Origin of the sequence: Variovorax dokdonensis (genome assembly GCF_030316895.1) — a bacterium.
GTDB classification, from domain to species: domain Bacteria; phylum Pseudomonadota; class Gammaproteobacteria; order Burkholderiales; family Burkholderiaceae_C; genus Variovorax; species Variovorax dokdonensis.
On record NZ_JASZYV010000001.1, the window covers coordinates 1180156 to 1197425 of the forward strand.

General features: G+C 62.8%; 16 protein-coding genes and 1 tRNA gene. 12 read left to right on the top strand and 5 right to left on the bottom strand.

The features are described from left to right. Window positions 1–43: 43 nt before the first annotated feature. Window positions 44–1063, bottom strand: a complete 1020-nt coding sequence (locus QTH91_RS05505) for a Bug family tripartite tricarboxylate transporter substrate binding protein (protein ID WP_286659001.1) — start codon at window positions 1061–1063, stop codon at window positions 44–46. 81 nt (window positions 1064–1144) lie between these two features. Next, window positions 1145–1786 (bottom strand): TetR/AcrR family transcriptional regulator, encoded by a 642-nt coding sequence (locus QTH91_RS05510; protein ID WP_286659002.1) that lies wholly within the window; start codon window positions 1784–1786, stop codon window positions 1145–1147. Window positions 1787–1934: 148 nt separating this feature from the next. Here QTH91_RS05510 and QTH91_RS05515 point away from each other — a divergent pair, with 148 nt between their 5' ends. After that, entirely contained in the window at window positions 1935–3665 is a 1731-nt protein-coding gene (locus QTH91_RS05515; RefSeq protein ID WP_286659003.1) for a thiamine pyrophosphate-binding protein, read from the top strand. A gap of 103 nt (window positions 3666–3768) precedes the next feature. Here QTH91_RS05515 and QTH91_RS05520 read toward each other — a convergent pair whose 3' ends face one another. Continuing rightward, on the bottom strand, window positions 3769–4185 hold the full coding sequence (locus QTH91_RS05520; RefSeq protein WP_286659004.1) for an SWIB/MDM2 domain-containing protein: 417 nt from the start codon (window positions 4183–4185) through the stop codon (window positions 3769–3771). Between the two features lie 111 nt (window positions 4186–4296). Beyond that, window positions 4297–5235: a DMT family transporter gene (locus QTH91_RS05525; protein WP_286659005.1), complete on the bottom strand. Its 939-nt coding sequence runs from the start codon at window positions 5233–5235 to the stop codon at window positions 4297–4299. An 86-nt stretch (window positions 5236–5321) separates the two neighbouring features. Here QTH91_RS05525 and QTH91_RS05530 point away from each other — a divergent pair, with 86 nt between their 5' ends. The 11 genes from QTH91_RS05530 (at window position 5322) to QTH91_RS05580 (ending at window position 15805) form a co-directional block, all read left to right on the top strand. Then, the gene (locus tag QTH91_RS05530; protein WP_286659006.1) at window positions 5322–5726 is read left to right on the top strand and encodes a gamma-glutamylcyclotransferase family protein; all 405 of its coding nucleotides are present in this window, start codon (window positions 5322–5324) and stop codon (window positions 5724–5726) included. 250 nt (window positions 5727–5976) lie between these two features. Then, entirely contained in the window at window positions 5977–7308 is a 1332-nt protein-coding gene (gene aceA / locus QTH91_RS05535) for an isocitrate lyase (RefSeq protein ID WP_286659007.1), read from the top strand. Window positions 7309–7646: 338 nt separating this feature from the next. Beyond that, on the top strand, window positions 7647–9554 hold the full coding sequence (thrS, locus tag QTH91_RS05540) for a threonine--tRNA ligase (protein WP_286659008.1): 1908 nt from the start codon (window positions 7647–7649) through the stop codon (window positions 9552–9554). 96 nt (window positions 9555–9650) lie between these two features. Further along, window positions 9651–10268, top strand: a complete 618-nt coding sequence (gene infC / locus QTH91_RS05545; protein WP_286659628.1) for a translation initiation factor IF-3 — start codon at window positions 9651–9653, stop codon at window positions 10266–10268. Between the two features lie 181 nt (window positions 10269–10449). Then, a complete protein-coding gene (gene rpmI, locus QTH91_RS05550; protein WP_132733279.1) occupies window positions 10450–10653 on the top strand; it encodes a 50S ribosomal protein L35 in 204 nt (67 codons plus the stop codon). A 24-nt stretch (window positions 10654–10677) separates the two neighbouring features. Next, window positions 10678–11037: a 50S ribosomal protein L20 gene (gene rplT / locus QTH91_RS05555; RefSeq protein ID WP_028253492.1), complete on the top strand. Its 360-nt coding sequence runs from the start codon at window positions 10678–10680 to the stop codon at window positions 11035–11037. Window positions 11038–11150: 113 nt separating this feature from the next. Next, window positions 11151–12197 carry a phenylalanine--tRNA ligase subunit alpha gene (pheS, locus tag QTH91_RS05560; RefSeq protein WP_286659009.1) on the top strand — a complete coding sequence of 349 codons (1047 nt, stop codon included), beginning with the start codon at window positions 11151–11153 and terminating at the stop codon, window positions 12195–12197. A 45-nt stretch (window positions 12198–12242) separates the two neighbouring features. Next, window positions 12243–14660: a phenylalanine--tRNA ligase subunit beta gene (gene pheT / locus QTH91_RS05565; RefSeq protein WP_286659010.1), complete on the top strand. Its 2418-nt coding sequence runs from the start codon at window positions 12243–12245 to the stop codon at window positions 14658–14660. Between the two features lie 86 nt (window positions 14661–14746). Further along, on the top strand, window positions 14747–15109 hold the full coding sequence (locus tag QTH91_RS05570) for an integration host factor subunit alpha (protein WP_286659011.1): 363 nt from the start codon (window positions 14747–14749) through the stop codon (window positions 15107–15109). A gap of 78 nt (window positions 15110–15187) precedes the next feature. Then, window positions 15188–15703, top strand: coding sequence for a MerR family transcriptional regulator (locus QTH91_RS05575; RefSeq protein WP_286659012.1), 516 nt, complete (start codon window positions 15188–15190; stop codon window positions 15701–15703). Window positions 15704–15728: 25 nt separating this feature from the next. Continuing rightward, window positions 15729–15805 (top strand) — tRNA-Pro (locus QTH91_RS05580). A 61-nt stretch (window positions 15806–15866) separates the two neighbouring features. On the opposite strand, the gene QTH91_RS05585 is transcribed toward QTH91_RS05580, so the two are convergent. Next, on the bottom strand, window positions 15867–17177 hold the full coding sequence (locus tag QTH91_RS05585; protein ID WP_286659013.1) for a lytic murein transglycosylase: 1311 nt from the start codon (window positions 17175–17177) through the stop codon (window positions 15867–15869). Window positions 17178–17270: the final 93 nt, after the last annotated feature.

Sequence of the window (17270 nt, forward strand, 5' to 3'; positions counted from 1 at the left end):
GCGCGTCGGCCGCGGAGGCCGACGCGCGCTGGGACGAGCCGAATCAGGGCTTCGGAATGCCGACCGTGTCGGGCGATACCTTGGCCTTGCCCGCGCCCTGCTGGACCCAGGCGTAGGACTGGATGGCCGGGAAGACCGCCTTCTGGGCTTCTTCGCCATACGCCGGCGCAAACAGCGCGCCGCGGGACTCGGCGTACTTCTTGAGCGCCGCGTTCTTGACCATCTCGTTCTTCCAGATGTTGTCCAGCGTCTGGGTGACCTGCGCGGGCACACCCTTGGGCACGAAGATGCCGAAGTAGTTGACCGGGTCCTTGAAGCCGGGAATGAAGTCCGAAAGCGGCGGCACCGTGCCGAAACCTTCGATGGTCAACGGCTTGTCGCCCACCACCGCGAGCGGGCGGATCTTCTTGGCGCGGATCATGTCGGTCTGCTCGGCCGCCAATTGCGTGGTGACCTGCGTTTCGCCCGAAGCTGCGGCGACGGCTGCCGGCGCGCCGCCGTCATACGTCACGTGCTTGTAGGTAACGCCGGCTGCGCGAGCGATGGCTTCGATGGCGGAGTGGCCGCTCGAATTGACGCCGGCCGTCGCCACCGACACCGTACCGGGCTTGGCCTTCATGGCGTCGAGCAGTTCCTTCATGGACTTGTACGGCGTGTCGGCGTTGACGCCGACCACCGCAACGTGCGCCACGTTGAGGTACAGGTTCCAGTCCTTGATGGATGTGTCGAGCATGCCCAGCACCTTGTAGGTGCCCAGGTCCTTGGCGGCGCCTGCGGTCCAGGTGTAGCCGTCTTTCGCGGCTTCCAGCGCGTTCTTGGAGCCCACCGAGCCGGAGGCGCCAGGCTGGTTCTGGATCACGATGGTCTGGCCCAGCGCCTTCTCGAGTTCTGCGGCCGTCACGCGCGTCACCTGGTCGGTCGAACCGCCAGCGGCCCAGGGCACGATCAGGGTGATCGGACGTTCGGGCTTCCACTGCGCCCAGGCGCCGGAAACGGCCGAGGTCAGTGCAGCCAGCACGAAGGCGCGGCGCGCCAGCACGGGAAGGGAAGTAGCGATGCTCACGGTTTGTCTCCTGTTCTCTTGCAATTCACCAGCGAGTGAATTGTGTAGAGATGCATCGTGAACGTCAACGCATCGTCACGGTCAATCCTTCAGTACATACCCGAGGATCACGTCGCAGATGTGCGAGCGCCGTTCGGCGCGTGCCTTGCCGGTCATCAGGTCGCGCCCGAAGATGGCCGACAGCGTGTGGTTGTTCGACAGGTAGAAGTACGCCAGCGAGGCGATCGAGATGTAGAGCTGCACCGCATCGACGCCGCCGCGGAACACTCCGTCCTTGCGCCCGCGCTCGAGGATGTCGCCCAGCGTCTGGATCACCGGCGAGTTCATCTCCCGCACCCGGCTCGATTTCCTCAAGTGGCGCGCCTGGTGGAGGTTGGCGCTGTTCAGGAGGGTGATGAACTCCGGGTGATCGATGTAATAGTCCCAGGTGAACTCGGTCAGGCGACGCACCGCGTCGGGCGGCGACAGCGCCAGCAGGTGCAGCTTCTGCTCGGCAGTTCGGATGTCCGCATACACGCCCTCCAGCACGGCCAGGAACAGGTCGTCCTTGCTGCCGAAGTAGTAGTAGATGAGCCGCTTGTTGACGTCCGCCCGCTCGGCAATTCGGTCGACCCGCGCGCCCGCCAGGCCATGCTGTGCGAACTCGTCCCGAGCAGCTTCGAGAATGGCCTGCTGCGACCGGTCGGCGTTGCGGGACCGGGGCTCCGGTGCGGTGTCAGTCATGGGTGGTTTTTAACTGTTTGGTGAATTAGAGGCCATCCATGGCAACCCGTATTCGGTGCCGGGGCGCGCCGCGCCTGACCGATGATCGGTGCTCGCCAGCCCATAATTCCTTGATCATCAAATGCCCACTGAAGAGAGAGCTCAGCGCATGCAGCAGCACGAACCCACCACGGCGGCAGGACGCCTGATTGTCCAGTGCCTGATCGAGCAAGGCGTCGACACAGTTTTCGGCGTGCCCGGCGAGAGCTTCCTGGCCGTGCTCGACGGCTTTCACGCCGAAGAGGGGCGCATTCGCTTCGTCATCAATCGCCAGGAGGGTGGTGCCGCGTTCATGGCGGAGGCGCAGGGCAAGCTGACCGGCCGCCCGGGCGTCTGCTTCGTCACCCGCGGTCCGGGGGCGACCAACGCTTCCATCGGTGTTCACACCGCCTTCCAGGATTCGACGCCGATGATCTTGTTCGTCGGCGATGTCGGCGGTGACTTTCGCGACCGCGAGGCTTTCCAGGAAGTGGAATACAACAGCTTCTTCGGCCCCAGCACCAAAGGCTTCGCCAAGCGGGTGGAGCGCATCGATGACGCCGAGCGCATCCCAGAATATGTGGCGCGTGCCTTCGCGACTGCCATGAACGGCCGGCCTGGACCCGTCGTGCTGGTGCTGCCGGAGGACATGCTCGCACGCCACGTCGTGGCAAAGCCTTTGCCACGCGTTGAAGCCGTGCAACCCTGGAGCGACCCAGGTGCCTTGCGCAGCTTGCGCGAGATGCTGATGGCGTCGAGCCGGCCCTTTGTGATCGCCGGCGGCAGTGGCTGGACGCCGCAGGCTGCGCAAGCCCTGCAGCGATTTGCGGAGAACTGGCGCCTGCCGGTGGGAAACGCGTTCCGCTTTCAGGACACTTTCGACAACCACCATCCGCAGTACGCCGGGGATGTCGGGATCGCGCTCAACCCGAAATTGGCGCAGCGCATCATGGACGCCGACCTCATCATTGCGATCGGGCCTCGCCTTGGCGAGATGACCACGAGCGGCTACACGCTGCTGCAGGCGCCCAGACCCGCCCAGAAGCTGGTGCACATCCATGCCAGCGCCGAGGAACTGAATCGCGTGTACCGGGCCGACCTGGCCATCAATGCCGGTATGAGTGCCGCCGCTCGCAGTCTGGAGGTGATCAGCGCTCCGCCTGAAGTTCCGTGGGAGGCGTGGACGCGCGCGGCCAATGCCGATTACCTTGCCAATCTGCAGCCGCAGCCTCTGGCCGGGATGCCGCCCGAGGCGCCGCGCGGCGCGGTCGACATGGCCAAGGTGGTGGGCTTGCTGCAGGAGCATCTGCCTGCCGATGCCGTGCTGACCAATGGCGCCGGCAACTTTGCCAGCTGGGTGCACCGCTACTTCCGCCACCACGGTTTGGCGAAGGGGAACAAGACGCAACTGGCACCGACTGGCGGTGCCATGGGCTACGGGGTGCCGGCCGGGATCGCGGCCAATCTGCTGACGGGGCGGGTCGCTTTCACCATCGCGGGAGACGGCGACTTCCTCATGAACGGCCAGGAACTGGCGACCGCCGCCCAGCATGGGGCGAAGAGCATCGTCGTGCTGCTCAACAACGGCATGTTCGGCACGATCCGGATGCACCAGGAGCGCGAATATCCGGAGCGGGTCAGTGGCACCAGGCTCGCCAACCCTGACTTCTGCGCGTTGGCGCGGGCCTATGGCTATGCGGCAGAACGGGTGGAGCGAACCGAGGATTTCGAAGCGGCCCTCTTGCGCGCGTTGGCGGCCGACACCGGCACGCTGATCGAAATACCGCTCGATCCCCAGGTGATCACGACTCGGGGCTCGCTCGATGCCATCCGGCAAGGGGCTCGCAAGGCAGGACGCTGAGCCGGCGGGCTGCGGCCGGCTTCTGCACCAGCAATGAAAAAGCCGGCATCAGCCGGCTTTTGTTCGACCGGGCAGGCGGTGCACCACCTGCCGCGCGCGCGCCTTACTTGACGTGCTTGCCGATCAGTGCGGCCAGTTCGAACATCGACACCTGACCCTTGCCGAAGATTTCCTTCAGCTTGGCGTCGGCGTTGATCATGCGCTTGTTGGCCTTGTCCTGGAGGTTGTTCTTCTTGATGTAGTCCCACAGCTTGCTCACGATGGCGGTGCGCGGCAGCGGCGTGGAGCCGACGACGGCAGCCAGTGCGGGGCTTGGAGCCAGCGCCTTCATGAACGCGGCGTTGGGCGTGCGCTTCTTTGCGGGAGCCTTCTTGGCAGCGACCTTTTTGGCCGGAGCTGCCTTCTTCGCGGGAGCCGCCTTCTTCGCCGGAGCGGCCTTCTTTGCGGGAGCCGCCTTCTTCGCCGGTGCGGCCTTCTTTGCCGGCGCTTTCTTGGCCGGAGCCTTCTTTGCAGTTGCCATGGTTGCTTTCCTTTTTTCGACTGAGTACTCACCAGTGAAAAACCAACTCTTCACTGGCATTGCGCATGCTACGGGAGAAGAAACACGTTTCCAAGCGAGAAGCGCTGTTTTTCAATGGCAGTTGTTGTTTTTTTCAGAGGGAGGCACGAGGGGATGCGCATCCGAGCCCACCTGGGAGTGCGCTGGCACGCGACGGGGCCACGTAGCCAGCACCACCCCGAGCAGGGCCGCACCGAAAGCCAGCAGTTGCAATGCAGTCAGTTTCTCGCCCAGCGCAAGCACGCCAACCAGTGCCGCGCTGACCGGAAGCATCACCGTGAAAACCCCAGCTTTGGATGCCGGAACGCTGCGCAAGCCAGTCATCCAGAGCCAGACAGTCCAGATGCTGGCGGCAAGGGCGTAGACCAGGAGCAGGCCCCACAGGCTGACTGATATCGAAGAAAAATCGAAACGAAGTGCGAACCAGATACCGAACGGCGTCGACAGAACGAAGCCCCAAAGGTTGATCAATGCCGAGATACGCCTTGGCCCCAACTTGCCGGTGAGCGACTTGCCGATCACCGCGTAGGACGCCTCGCAGACGACGGCGCAGAAGACCAGGAGGTTGCCAAGCCAAGGGCGGGCGCTTGTCGCGGTGTCGGAGGCAGCCGGCGCGTGACCGTGCGCCGGAGCAAGTGCCAGCAGCCCGATCCCCAGCGCCGAAAAGGCGATGGCGAGCATGACTTGGGGCGTGATGCGCTCGCGCAGGAAGATCCAGCTGATCAGCGCGACCATCGCCGGAATCGCCGCCATGATCACGCCAGCCGAGACGGCGCTGGTCATGCTCACGCCGAAGAGCATGCAGATCGAGAAAAGGAAGTTCCCTAGAAAAGACTCCAGGAAGACAAGGCCGCGTGTGCGGCCAGACATCGGCGCTTCGTCGGGCGGGCGCCGAAGCCAGTGCGGCATGGCCAGCGCGGCAATGCCGAAGCGCAGCCACGCCAGCAGAAGCACCGGCATGGCAGCGACAAGCGGTTTGGACAGCGCCACGTAGCACCCGACCAGCGACATGCTGAGTGCGAGGCAACCATAAGCAACGAGGCGGGGAGGGTGAGCGTGGGAGGTCAAGCGCAGGGGAGATGGCGGAAACTCGCTGAATGATGCATGACGATTCCCCTCGCCCCGTTGCGGCCACGCTTGTATTCGTCTATGGAACCTTGCGCGCGGGCGGCAGCAACGACATCAGGCGCTACCGCCCGTCTGCACGACTGGTTGGCTCGGGATGGATTGCCGGCACGCTGTATCACCTGGGCGGCTATCCGGGTGTACTGCTTGGCGGCCCGGGGCGCGTCTATGGCGAAGTCTGGCAGATCGACCAGGAAGTGGAGGAGCAACTGGACAGACTCGAAGATGTGCGACCGGACGATGACGGCGAATATCGGCGACGGACGGTTTCGGTCGACGTCGGCGGGCAAGAGTTGCAGTGCACGGTGTACGAAATCCATCCTTCGCGGGCTCAAGGCCGCGCGATCATCGCCTCCGGAGATTGGATGGCAGGTTGAGCCTCGCAAGACCTGTTTTCATGAAGGCAAAGTGGTTCTCGTATTGCGAAATATCGACGTGCTGCATTGCGTCAAAATTTCTCAATACAAGAAAAGGTATTCCGCATTGAGAAAAATGCACGTAAGTAGTTGATTCATAAAGGCAGAAAAATAGTCTTATATAAGACATAAGAGTTGAGATGCGCGTTAAAGTTTGGGCATGGCCAAGGCGCCTCAAGAACCCGATTCCTTCAACTTCCGGAGTGAAAACATGCCCCAGACCCTCACCGAACAACTCAGCCGCGAACAGCAGATCGCCGCACTTGAAAAAGATTGGGCGACCAACCCGCGCTGGAAGGGCGTCAAGCGCAACTACAGCGCCGCCGACGTGGTTCGTCTTCGCGGTTCGTTCCCCATCGAGAACACGCTGGCCCGCCGCGGCGCCGAGCGTCTCTGGGACTTGATCAATGGCGGCGCCAAGAAGGGCTACGTCAATTCCTTCGGCGCCATTTCCGGCGGCCAGGCATTGCAACAGGCCAAGGCCGGCCTGGAGGCTGTCTATCTGTCCGGGTGGCAGGTCGCAGCCGACGGCAACACGTCCGAAACCATGTATCCCGACCAGTCGCTGTACGCCTACGACTCGGTGCCGGCCATGGTTCGCCGCATCAACAATACCTTCAAGCGCGCCGACGAGATCCAATGGGGCCGTGGCCTCAACCCCGGCGACAAGGACTACATCGACTTCTTCCTGCCGATCGTGGCGGACGCGGAAGCCGGCTTCGGCGGCGTGCTCAATGCCTTCGAACTCATGAAGAACATGATTGCCGCTGGCGCCGCCGGCGTGCACTTCGAAGACCAACTGGCCGCCGTCAAGAAGTGCGGGCACATGGGTGGCAAGGTGCTCGTGCCGACGCAGGAAGCCGTCGAGAAGCTGCAGGCTGCGCGCTTCGCTGCCGACGTGATGGGCGTGCCCACCATTGTTCTGGCACGTACCGATGCCGAAGCAGCCAACCTGATCACCTCCGACCACGACGCCAATGACAAGCCGTTCCTGACCGGCGAGCGGACGCAAGAGGGCTTCTTCCGCGTCAAGAATGGCCTGGAGCAGGCCATCAGCCGCGGCCTGGCCTACGCCGAGGTGGCCGATCTGGTCTGGTGCGAGACGGGCACTCCCGACCTGGGCTTTGCACGCGAGTTCGCTCAGGCCATGCATGCCAAGTTCCCCGGCAAGCTGCTCAGCTACAACTGCTCGCCCTCGTTCAACTGGAAGAAGCACCTCGACGACAAGACCATCGCTTCCTTCCAGGACGAACTGTCGGCCATGGGCTACAAGTACCAGTTCATCACGCTGGCTGGCATCCACAGCAACTGGTACAACACCTTCAAGTTCTCGCATGCCTATGCACGAGGCGAAGGCATGAAGCACTACGTGGAAATGGTTCAGGAGCCAGAGTTCGCCGCTCGCGAAATGGGTTACACCTTCGTCTCGCACCAGCAGGAAGTCGGCGCGGGCTACTTCGACGACGTGACCACCGTTGTCCAGGGCGGCTCCTCGTCGGTGAAGGCGCTGACCGGTTCGACGGAAGAAGAGCAGTTCCACTGATCGGTCGACGAACCGACAGCTGCTGTCACAAGCTCACAGCCCGGCCTTGCGCCGGGCTTTTTTCTTTGCGCGTGTTGGATCGGTTTTGGCGATCTGCCCGAATTTCGGCCCGCTTGGATAGAATTACGGGCTACCGCGCACGGCGGGCATCATTCATCTGCAAGAGCGAGAAAGGCAAATCCGGTTATGACACCGCGAACTACCTGGCAAATGTCAGGCCTTCTCCCATCGAAGGGGGCGGGCCGCTAGGCCGCGCGGCTGGCGTCTGCCAGCGTCTCATGCACCGAACAAAGCGCGGCATTCACCGCGCTTTTTTGTTTTTCTCGCAAAGGTTTTTCATGATCCACATCACGCTTCCCGACAACTCGCAGCGCGAGTATCCCGGACCGGTCTCGGTGGCCGATATCGCTCAATCCATCGGCCCTGGCCTGGCAAAGATGACGGTGGCCGGCAAAGTCGACGGCAAGCTGGTGGATGCCAGCGATGTCATCGATCACGATGCCCGTGTGCAGATCATCACGCCCAAGGACGACGAGGGGCTGGAGATCATCCGCCACTCGACGGCGCACTTGGTGGGCCACGCGGTCAAGCAGCTCTATCCCAGCGCGAAGATGGTGATCGGCCCAGTCATCGAAGAGGGGTTTTATTACGACATCTCCTTCGAGCGGCCCTTCACGCCCGAAGACATGGCCGCCATCGAGGCGCGCATGCGTGAATTGATCGCCCAGGACTACGACGTGATCAAGAAGATGACGCCGCGCGCGGAAGTCATCGAAGTGTTCAAGGCCCGCGGCGAAGACTACAAGCTGCGCCTGGTCGAAGACATGCCTGACGAGCAAGCCATGGGTCTGTACTACCACCAGGAGTACGTCGACATGTGCCGCGGCCCACATGTGCCCAACACGCGCTTCCTCAAGGTCTTCAAGCTGACGAAACTGGCTGGTGCCTATTGGCGTGGCGACGCCAAGAACGAGCAATTGCAGCGCATCTATGGCACGGCATGGGCCGACAAGAAGCAGCTTGACCAATACATCCAGCGGATTGAAGAAGCAGAGAAGCGCGACCATCGTCGGCTTGGCAAGGAGCTGGATCTCTTCCACATCGACGAGGTGGCACCGGGCCTGGTCTTCTGGCACCCGAAGGGTTGGGCGATCTGGCAGGCGGTCGAGCAGTACATGCGAAAGGTTTATCGGGACACGGGCTACCAGGAGGTCAAAGGGCCTCAGATCCTGGACAAGAGCCTGTGGGAAAAGACGGGCCATTGGCAGAACTACCGCGAGAACATGTTCGTCACGGAGAGCGAGAAGCGCGACTACGCGCTCAAGCCGATGAATTGCCCCGGCCACGTAACAATCTTCAAGAGTGACTTGCGCAGTTATCGGGACCTGCCGATCCGCTACGGCGAATTCGGACAGTGTCACCGCAATGAGCCTTCGGGCGGCTTGCACGGCATCATGCGGGTGCGCGGATTCACGCAGGATGACGGGCACATCTTCTGCACTGAAGACCAGATCCTGAATGAATGCGTGGCCTACACGGCGCAATTGCTGAAGGTCTACCAGGACTTCGGTTTCACGGACATCCTCTACAAGGTGGCAACTCGGCCGGAGCACCGCATCGGCTCGGACGCCTTGTGGGACAAGGCAGAAGCAGCGCTGATGGAGGCCCTGCGCCGTTCAGGCGTGGAATTTGTGATTGCCCCGGGCGATGGTGCCTTCTATGGCCCGAAGATCGAATACACGTTGCGCGACGCCATCGGGCGTCAGTGGCAATGCGGGACGATGCAGGTGGATTTCTTCATGGCCGAGCGCCTGGGCGCCGAATACGTCACCGAATCGAGTGGCCGCGCCCATCCGGTCATGCTTCATCGCGCCATCGTCGGCAGCCTGGAGAGATTCATCGGAATGCTGATCGAACACCACGCCGGCGCATTGCCCGCATGGCTGGCGCCAGTACAGGTCGCGGTGCTCAACATCACCGACTCCCATGCCGAATACGCAACGCAAGTAACAAAATCGTTGCAGAATCAAGGGCTTAGAGTTCACCTCGACCTGCACAACGAGAAGATTACGTATAAAATACGCAAGCATTCGTTGCAAAAGCTGCCCTATATCCTTGTCGTGGGTGACAAGGAGCGGGAAGCCGGCGCCGTCGCAGTGCGCGCCCGGGGCAATATCGACCTCGGTGCAATGTCCCTCGAAGACTTCTGCAAGAAGGTCGAGGAAGACATTCAACACAAGCGTTGATTCCAAGTCGCCTCAAGCGTGGCCCGGAGTCGTGTCTTGGCTGATGCGCGCATTGGGGCGGCTTTTGGCCGTTAGCCGCGGTCGCTTGACTTGAGGATTCTGACCATCGCTACTGCATTTCGCGACCGCCGCCACCGTGAGGAACGGCAGCACCGCCTGAACCGGGAGATCATGGCCCCGGAAGTTCGCCTGATCGGACCCGACAATGAGCAGTTGGGCGTCATGCCGCTGGCCGAGGCGCTGCGCCTGGCAGGTGAGCACGACGTGGATCTGGTGGAAGTCGTTGCAGCGGCCACGCCGCCTGTGTGCCGTCTGATCGAGTACGGGAAGTTCAAGTACCACGAGCAGAAGAAGGCGGCCGAGGCGAAGTCGAAGCAGAAGGTCATCGAGGTCAAGGAAATCAAATTCCGACCCGGTACCGATGACGGCGACTACAACATCAAGATGCGTAACATCCGACGCTTTCTTGAAGAAGGCGACAAGTGCAAGATCACGCTGCGTTTTCGCGGACGCGAGATCACGCACCAGGAGTTGGGATTGGCGCTGTTGCAACGCATCCGCGACGATCTTGGCGACACCATCCTCGTTGAGCAGTTCCCGAAGCTGGAAGGCCGGCAGATGATCATGATGATCGCGCCGGGGCGCAAGAAGGGCGGTAGTACTGCCAAGCCGGCCGGCGAGACGCCTGCGCCGACCGCAAGCACGACGGCCTGAGGCTGAAAGTGCGGTGCCACGCTTCGGGGTGGCGCGAGAGTGAATATGAGAACCAGGGATTTCGCCTGGTCCGACCTCTTCGGAGAACGGGCCAAGGCGGGATGAAGAAGTGTCTCGGGGCCAGCAAGTCCATGGAAAGCCTCCACGGCGCCTCACGAGCACAAATTAAAGGAGCATTCAAATGCCCAAAATGAAGACCAAGAGCAGCGCGAAAAAACGTTTCCGCGTTCGTCCCGGTGGCACCGTCAAGCGCGGTCAAGCCTTCAAGCGTCACATCCTGACCAAGAAGACCACCAAGAACAAGCGCCACCTGCGCGGCGCAGTGACGGTTCACGAGACCAACATGGTTTCGATGGCCGCCATGCTGCCCGGCATGGGCATTTAATTCAGACGAACAAGGAGTACTTAAATGCCTCGCGTCAAACGTGGTGTAACGGCTCGCGCCCGCCACAAGAAGGTTCTCGCACTCGCCAAGGGTTTCCGCGGTCGTCGCGGCAATGTCTTCCGCATCGCCAAGCAGGCGGTGATGAAGGCAGGCCAATACGCCTACCGTGACCGCCGTACCAAGAAGCGTGTGTTCCGCCAACTTTGGATTGCGCGTATCAACGCCGCTTCGCGTGAACTGGGCCTGACCTACAGCCAGTTCGCCAACGGCATCCGCAAGGCTGGTATCGAGATCGACCGCAAGGTCCTGGCCGATATCGCCGTGCACGACAAGGCCGCTTTCGCCGGCATCGTGGAGCAGGTCAAGGCCAAGCTGGCTGCTTGATCCCGCATCTGGCGCGCTGTCCCTCCGGGTGGCGCGCCGGGGCCACGGTACAAAGGCTGGCGCTTCGTTTGAAGCACCAGCCTTTTTTTGTTTCTCCCCGCTCTCCAGAACACATGAACGAGTTGGACTCCCTGGTCGACAGTGCCCGCGCTGCATTCGCGCAAGCTAGCGCACCGGCCGATCTCGAAAACGCCAAGGCCCAGTTTCTCGGCAAATCCGGACGCATCACGGAATTGATGAAGGGCATGGCCCAGCTGTCGGTCGACGAGAAGAAGTCGCGCGGCGCAGCCATCAACCAGGCCAAGCAGGCGATCGAGGCGGCCCTGAACGAGCGGCGCCAGCAATTGGCCGATGCCGAGCTCGACGCGCAACTGCGATCCGAGGCGCTCGACGTCACGCTGCCCGGTCGGCGCCGCGCTGGGGGAGGCCTGCACCCGGTTGCTCGCGCGCAAGAGCGGATCGAAGCGATCTTCGCGAGCATGGGTTTCGACGTGGCCGACGGTCCGGAGATCGAGACCGACTGGTTCAGCTTCACCTCGCTCAACAACCCGCCGAATCACCCCGCGCGGTCGATGCAGGACACCTTCTACGTCGACATGAAGGACGAGGACGGCCAACTGCTCAATCTGCGCCCGCACACCTCGCCGATGCAGGTGCGTTACGCGCAAGCGCATGCGCGCAAATACGCCGGACAGGCGCACATGCCCGACATCCGCGTGATCGCTCCCGGTCGCACCTACCGTGTGGACAGCGATGCGACCCATTCGCCGATGTTCCACCAGGTCGAAGGCCTCTGGATCGGCGAGAACGTCAGCTTCAAGGATCTGAAGGTGATGTACCTGGACTTCATCCGGGCCTTCTTCGAAACCGATGCGCTCAAGCTGCGGTTTCGGCCGAGCTACTTTCCTTTCACGGAGCCCAGCGCCGAGATCGACATCATGTTCGAGCAAGGGCCGCTCGCCGGTCGCTGGCTGGAGGTTTCGGGTTCCGGGCAGGTGCATCCGCAGGTCGTGCGAAACATGGGGCTCGATCCAGAGCGCCACATCGGATTCGCATTCGGTTCGGGCATCGATCGCCTGGCGATGCTGCGTTATGGCGTGAACGATCTGCGCCTGTTCTTCGAAGGCGATCTGCGCTTCCTGTCGCAGTTCCAGCAGTGACGGCCCCCGAGTTCGTTTCGAACGTACTGAATTTCTTCTAAGACGATGCAATTTCCCGAGTCCTGGCTGCGCGAGTTCTGCAACCCGCCGCTGACAAGCGAACAACTGGCCGAAACCCTCACGATGGGGGGCTTCGAGGTCGAGGAGCGCCGACCCGCAGCGCCGCCGTTCAACAAGGTGGTGGTGGGCGAAATCAAGGAGGCCGTTCAGCATCCCAACGCCGATCGCCTGCGCGTGTGCCAAGTCGACGTGGGGCAGGGCAGCTTGCTCAACATCGTGTGCGGTGCGCCCAACGCACGTGTCGGCATCAAGGTGCCTTGCGCGCTGGTGGGCGCCGAGTTGCCGCCTGGCGAAGACGGTGCGGCGTTCAAGATCAAGCTGGGCAAGCTGCGCGGCGTCGAAAGCCAGGGCATGCTCTGCTCGGCGCGCGAGCTCAAGCTCAGCGAAGATCACGGCGGTCTGCTCGAGCTGGACGCCGATGCGCCCATTGGCGGTGACATTCGCCAGGTGCTGTCGTTAGACGACATGCTCCTCACGCTCAAGCTCACGCCCAATCTGGCGCACGGACTGAGCGTGTACGGCATCGCACGCGAGCTTTCCGCGCTGACCGGTGCGCCGCTGAAGACACCCGGCGTGCCGACCGCCGAAGTGGCGCACGGCGTCGTGCTGCCGGTGAAGGTGGAAGCGCCCGACCTGTGCGGCCGGTTCTCGGGACGCCTGATCCAGGACGTCGACACGCAAGCCAAGACGCCTGCATGGATGGTCGATCGTCTGGCGCGCTGTGGCCAGCGCAGCGTCTCTCCGCTGGTGGACATCTCAAACTACGTGATGTTCGAATACGGCCAGCCGTCGCACATCTTCGATGCCGACAAGATTCACGGCGGCATGACCGTCCGCTGGGGCCGCGAGGGCGAGCAACTCAAGTTGCTCAATGGCAATACCGTCACCGTGGATGCGAAAGTCGGCGTCATTGCGGACCAGCGGGAGGTCGAATCGCTCGCCGGCATCATGGGTGGCGATGCCACGGCGGTTTCGGACAGCACGCACAACATCTATGTCGAAGCTGCGTTCTGGTGGCCTGAAGCCATCCAGGGGCGTTCGCGCCGCTTCAACTTCTCCACCGATGCAGGCCACCGCTTCGAGCGGGGCGTGGACCCCAGCCGCACCGTAGAGATCATCGAGCGCATTACCGCACTGGTGCAGCAGATCTGTGGTGGCCGTGCCGGCCCGATCGACGACCAGTCGCTCAAGCTGCCGGAAGCCAAGCCTGTCACCCTGCGTGTAGCGCGTGCCGCGAAGGTGATTGGCATGCCGCTCACGCAGGCGGAATGTTCGGCGGTGATGCGTCGCCTGGGCTTCTCGATCGCCGAGGGAGACGGCACGCTGACAGTGACGCCCCCGCCGCATCGCTTCGACCTGGCCCTGGAAGAAGACCTGATCGAGGAAGTGGCTCGCTTGATCGGCTACGACAAGCTGCCTACCAATCCACCGCTCGCGCCCATCACGGCGCGCGTGCTGTCGGAATCCCGTCGCGGGCGCTTTGCCTTGCGTCATCGCGTGGCTGCGCTGGGCTATCAGGAGACCATCAATTTCAGCTTTGTCGAAGCGGACTGGGAAGGCGACCTCGCCGGCAATGCCGATCCCATTCGCCTTCTGAACCCGATCGCAAGTCAGATGAGCGTGATGCGCTCGTCGCTGCTGGGTAGCCTCTTGCAGGTGCTCAAGTTCAACATCGACCGCAAGGCTGCGCGCGTGCGTGTCTTTGAAGCCGGCCGCGTTTTCTTCCGTGATGCCGCAGTTTCCGCCAGCGATACGACCGTGTCCGGCATTCGCCAGCCCATGCGCCTTTCGGGTCTTGCCTGGGGCGACGCCGAGGATTCGCGCTGGGATGGCAAGCCGCATCGCGCTGACTTTTTCGATGTCAAGGGTGACATCGAAGCCTTGTTGGCACCACGCGCGGCGCGCTTCGAGCCCGTCGAGCATCCGGCGCTGCATCCCGGGCGCGCGGCGCGAGTACTGGTCGACGGCCAATCCGTCGGCGTCGTGGGGGAACTGCACCCGCGCTGGCGCCAGCGCTGGGAGCTGCCGTCGGCCCCTGTCTTGTTCGAGCTCGATCTGGATGCATTGCAGCAGCGCGATCTGCCGATCGCCCAGCCCGTTCCCAAACATCAGGCCGTCGACCGCGACATTGCCGTGGTCGTGAGCGAGTCGGTCACGCATGCTGCCGTGATGGACGCCATCCATGCCGCACCGACTCAGGGCCTGCTGCAAAATGCCGTGCTCTTCGACATCTATCGCCCCATCGGCGGTGCCGCGGGCACCTCGGTCGCTGCCGGCGAGAAGAGCATGGCAGTGCGCTTGTCTTTCAACGCCCAGCATGCGCTGACGGACGAACAGGTAGAGCCCGCCGTGCGTGCGGTCATCGATACGCTGGGTCAGCGCCTCGGTGCAAGGCTTCGTTGATGACCACGATGGGGACGAGGATGCAGAACGACGACGGTCTGGAACATTCAAATGCGCCGCAACGCGAAGAAGCGGAGCGCCCTGTCATGGAAATCACCATTGAATCCGTCGAGACGCCGGCGCTGACCAAGGCACACCTGGCCGACCTGCTGTTCGAGCAGATCGGCCTCAACAAGCGCGAATCCAAGGACATGGTCGAAGCCTTCTTCGATCTGATCGTGTCGCGCTTGGTGGCAGGCGAAGACGTCAAGATCTCTGGGTTCGGCAATTTCCAGATTCGGACCAAGGCCGCGCGCCCGGGACGCAATCCGCGCACGGGCGAAGCGATCCCGATCGGCCCGCGCCGCGTGGCCACGTTCCATGCCAGCGCCAAGCTGAAGGAGCAGATCAGTGGCAGCATTCCGACAGAACCGACCGAGGTCGAGTGGAATCTGGGCAGCGAAGCGTAACGGTGCGTTGATGTTCTTTGCGCACTGCAGCGGGGCGCGTTAAGCTTCTCAGCTTTCCCGCGTACCGTATTGATTTCAATGGAGAAAACGCTCCCCTCGATCCCCGCGAAACGCTACTTCACCATCGGAGAGGTGGCCGAGCTCTGCGGCGTCAAGCCGCATGTGCTGCGCTATTGGGAGCAGGAATTCACCCAGCTTCGCCCGATGAAGCGGCGAGGCAACCGGCGCTATTACCAGCACCATGAGGTACTGATGATCCGGCGCATTCGCGATCTGCTGTATGACCAAGGCTTCACCATCAGCGGGGCGCGCAACAAGCTGCAGGAACTCGCGCAGTCCGAGCGCGCGGGCACCAGGGGTTCGACCGCGACCGCTGCAGACGCCAACACGCTGATGGAAGGCATGGAGGCGATCGAGATCGACCACGAAGCATTCGAAGCCGCCATTCAAGGTGAGGCGCACATGCCTTCCGCCATGCCGATCAATGGGGCGCGCCCGAGTCTTTCGACCATGCCCACGCTGCCGACCTCGCAACTGCAAATGCTTCGGCGCGAGCTTTTTGAGATTCGTGACCTGCTGACCCTGAATCACTGATTCCTCACGCTATAATCGACGGCTTCGGTGTGTGGCGCAGCCTGGTAGCGCACTTGCATGGGGTGCAAGGGGTCGAAGGTTCGAATCCTTTCACACCGACCAACAAAAAGCAAAAAGGGCGTCTGGTTTTCCAGACGCCCTTTTTCTTTGCCTTGACTCTTCGCTACGTGCCTTGCAGCCGTCGAAGCAATTCGCTGGTCGGATACGCATCCGCCGGTATTCCGACACTGCGCTGATAGTTGCGAATCGCGCCTCGCGTTGCCGGGCCGATCACGCCGTCGGGTGTGCCGGCATCGAAGCCCTTGGCATTGAGCGCTTCCTGCAAGGCGCGCGAATCGGTGCGGGACAGCGGCTGCAACTCCCGCGGCCAGGCCGCCTGCACGCCACTGCCACCCGAGATGCGTTGAGCCAGCAAGCCGACGCCCAACGCATAGCTGGTCGAATTGTTGTAGCGCAGGATGGCGCGGAAGTTGGGTCCCACCATGAAGGCCGGTCCGCGCGCGCCAGCCGGCAGCAAGAGGCTCGCTTGCGGCAAGTCGGGCAATGGTGCGCCGTCGACCGATCGGATGCCCTCGGCGGCCCACTGGGCGCCAGACTGGCGCAGCCCGTCGTCGGCGCGTGCGTAGTCGAAACCGTCTGGCAGGCGCACTTCCAGACCCCAAGGCTGGCCGCTGCGCCAACCCTCGCGGGCCAGGAAGTTGGCGGTGGAAGCGGTCACGTCGGCCATGCTGTTCCAGATGTCCCGGCGCCCATCGCCATCGGCATCCACCGCGTAGCTCAGGAAGCTCGACGGCAGGAACTGCGTCTGCCCCATTGCGCCGGCCCACGAGCCGATCATGCGCTCGCGGGCGATGTCGCCGTTTTGCAGGATGCGCAGTGCCGCCATCAACTGCCCGCGCGCCCAACTGGAACGTCGGCCCTCGAAGCCCAGCGTCGACAGCGCATCGATGGTCGGCGTGCTCCCGTAGTTGGCGCCGTAGTTGCTCTCCATGCCCCAGATGGCAACGATGACCTCGGGGGGCACGCCATAGCGCGATGCGGCGGCATTCAGCTCGGCATTGACCTCCATGCGCTTGTCCATGCCGCGGCTGACGCGCGTGCTCGATACCGCCGTGTCCAGGTAGTCCCAGACCGCACGTGTGAACTCGGGTTGCGCGCGGTCGCGCTCCACCACGTCGGGCAGGAACTGCACCCCGTCGAAGGCCGCGTGCAGGGTGGCTTCGTCGATGCCATCCGAACGTGCCTGAGTGCGGAACTGCGCGACCCATTGGTTGAACTCGCGCGTCGGCACTTCTGAAGATGCGGCAGGTGTGGCGGGCGCCGGCGATGCGGCAGGTGTCGGCGCGGCGCCGGGGGTGGCAGCCGGCGCCGGCGCATTGGCCGTCGCGCAGCCTGAAAGCCAGATGGCCAGAGCGCCGCTGAGCGCGATGCGAGCCATCACCGAAGAAGAGGGCAGGTCGTGTCTGAAATGCATCGTCGGATTCTCGCCCGCATGGGCGGACGGGTCAGGGCGTGAATGCAACTTTCCATGTCAGCGAGCATGCCGCGCGCAGGATCGCAATCGTTA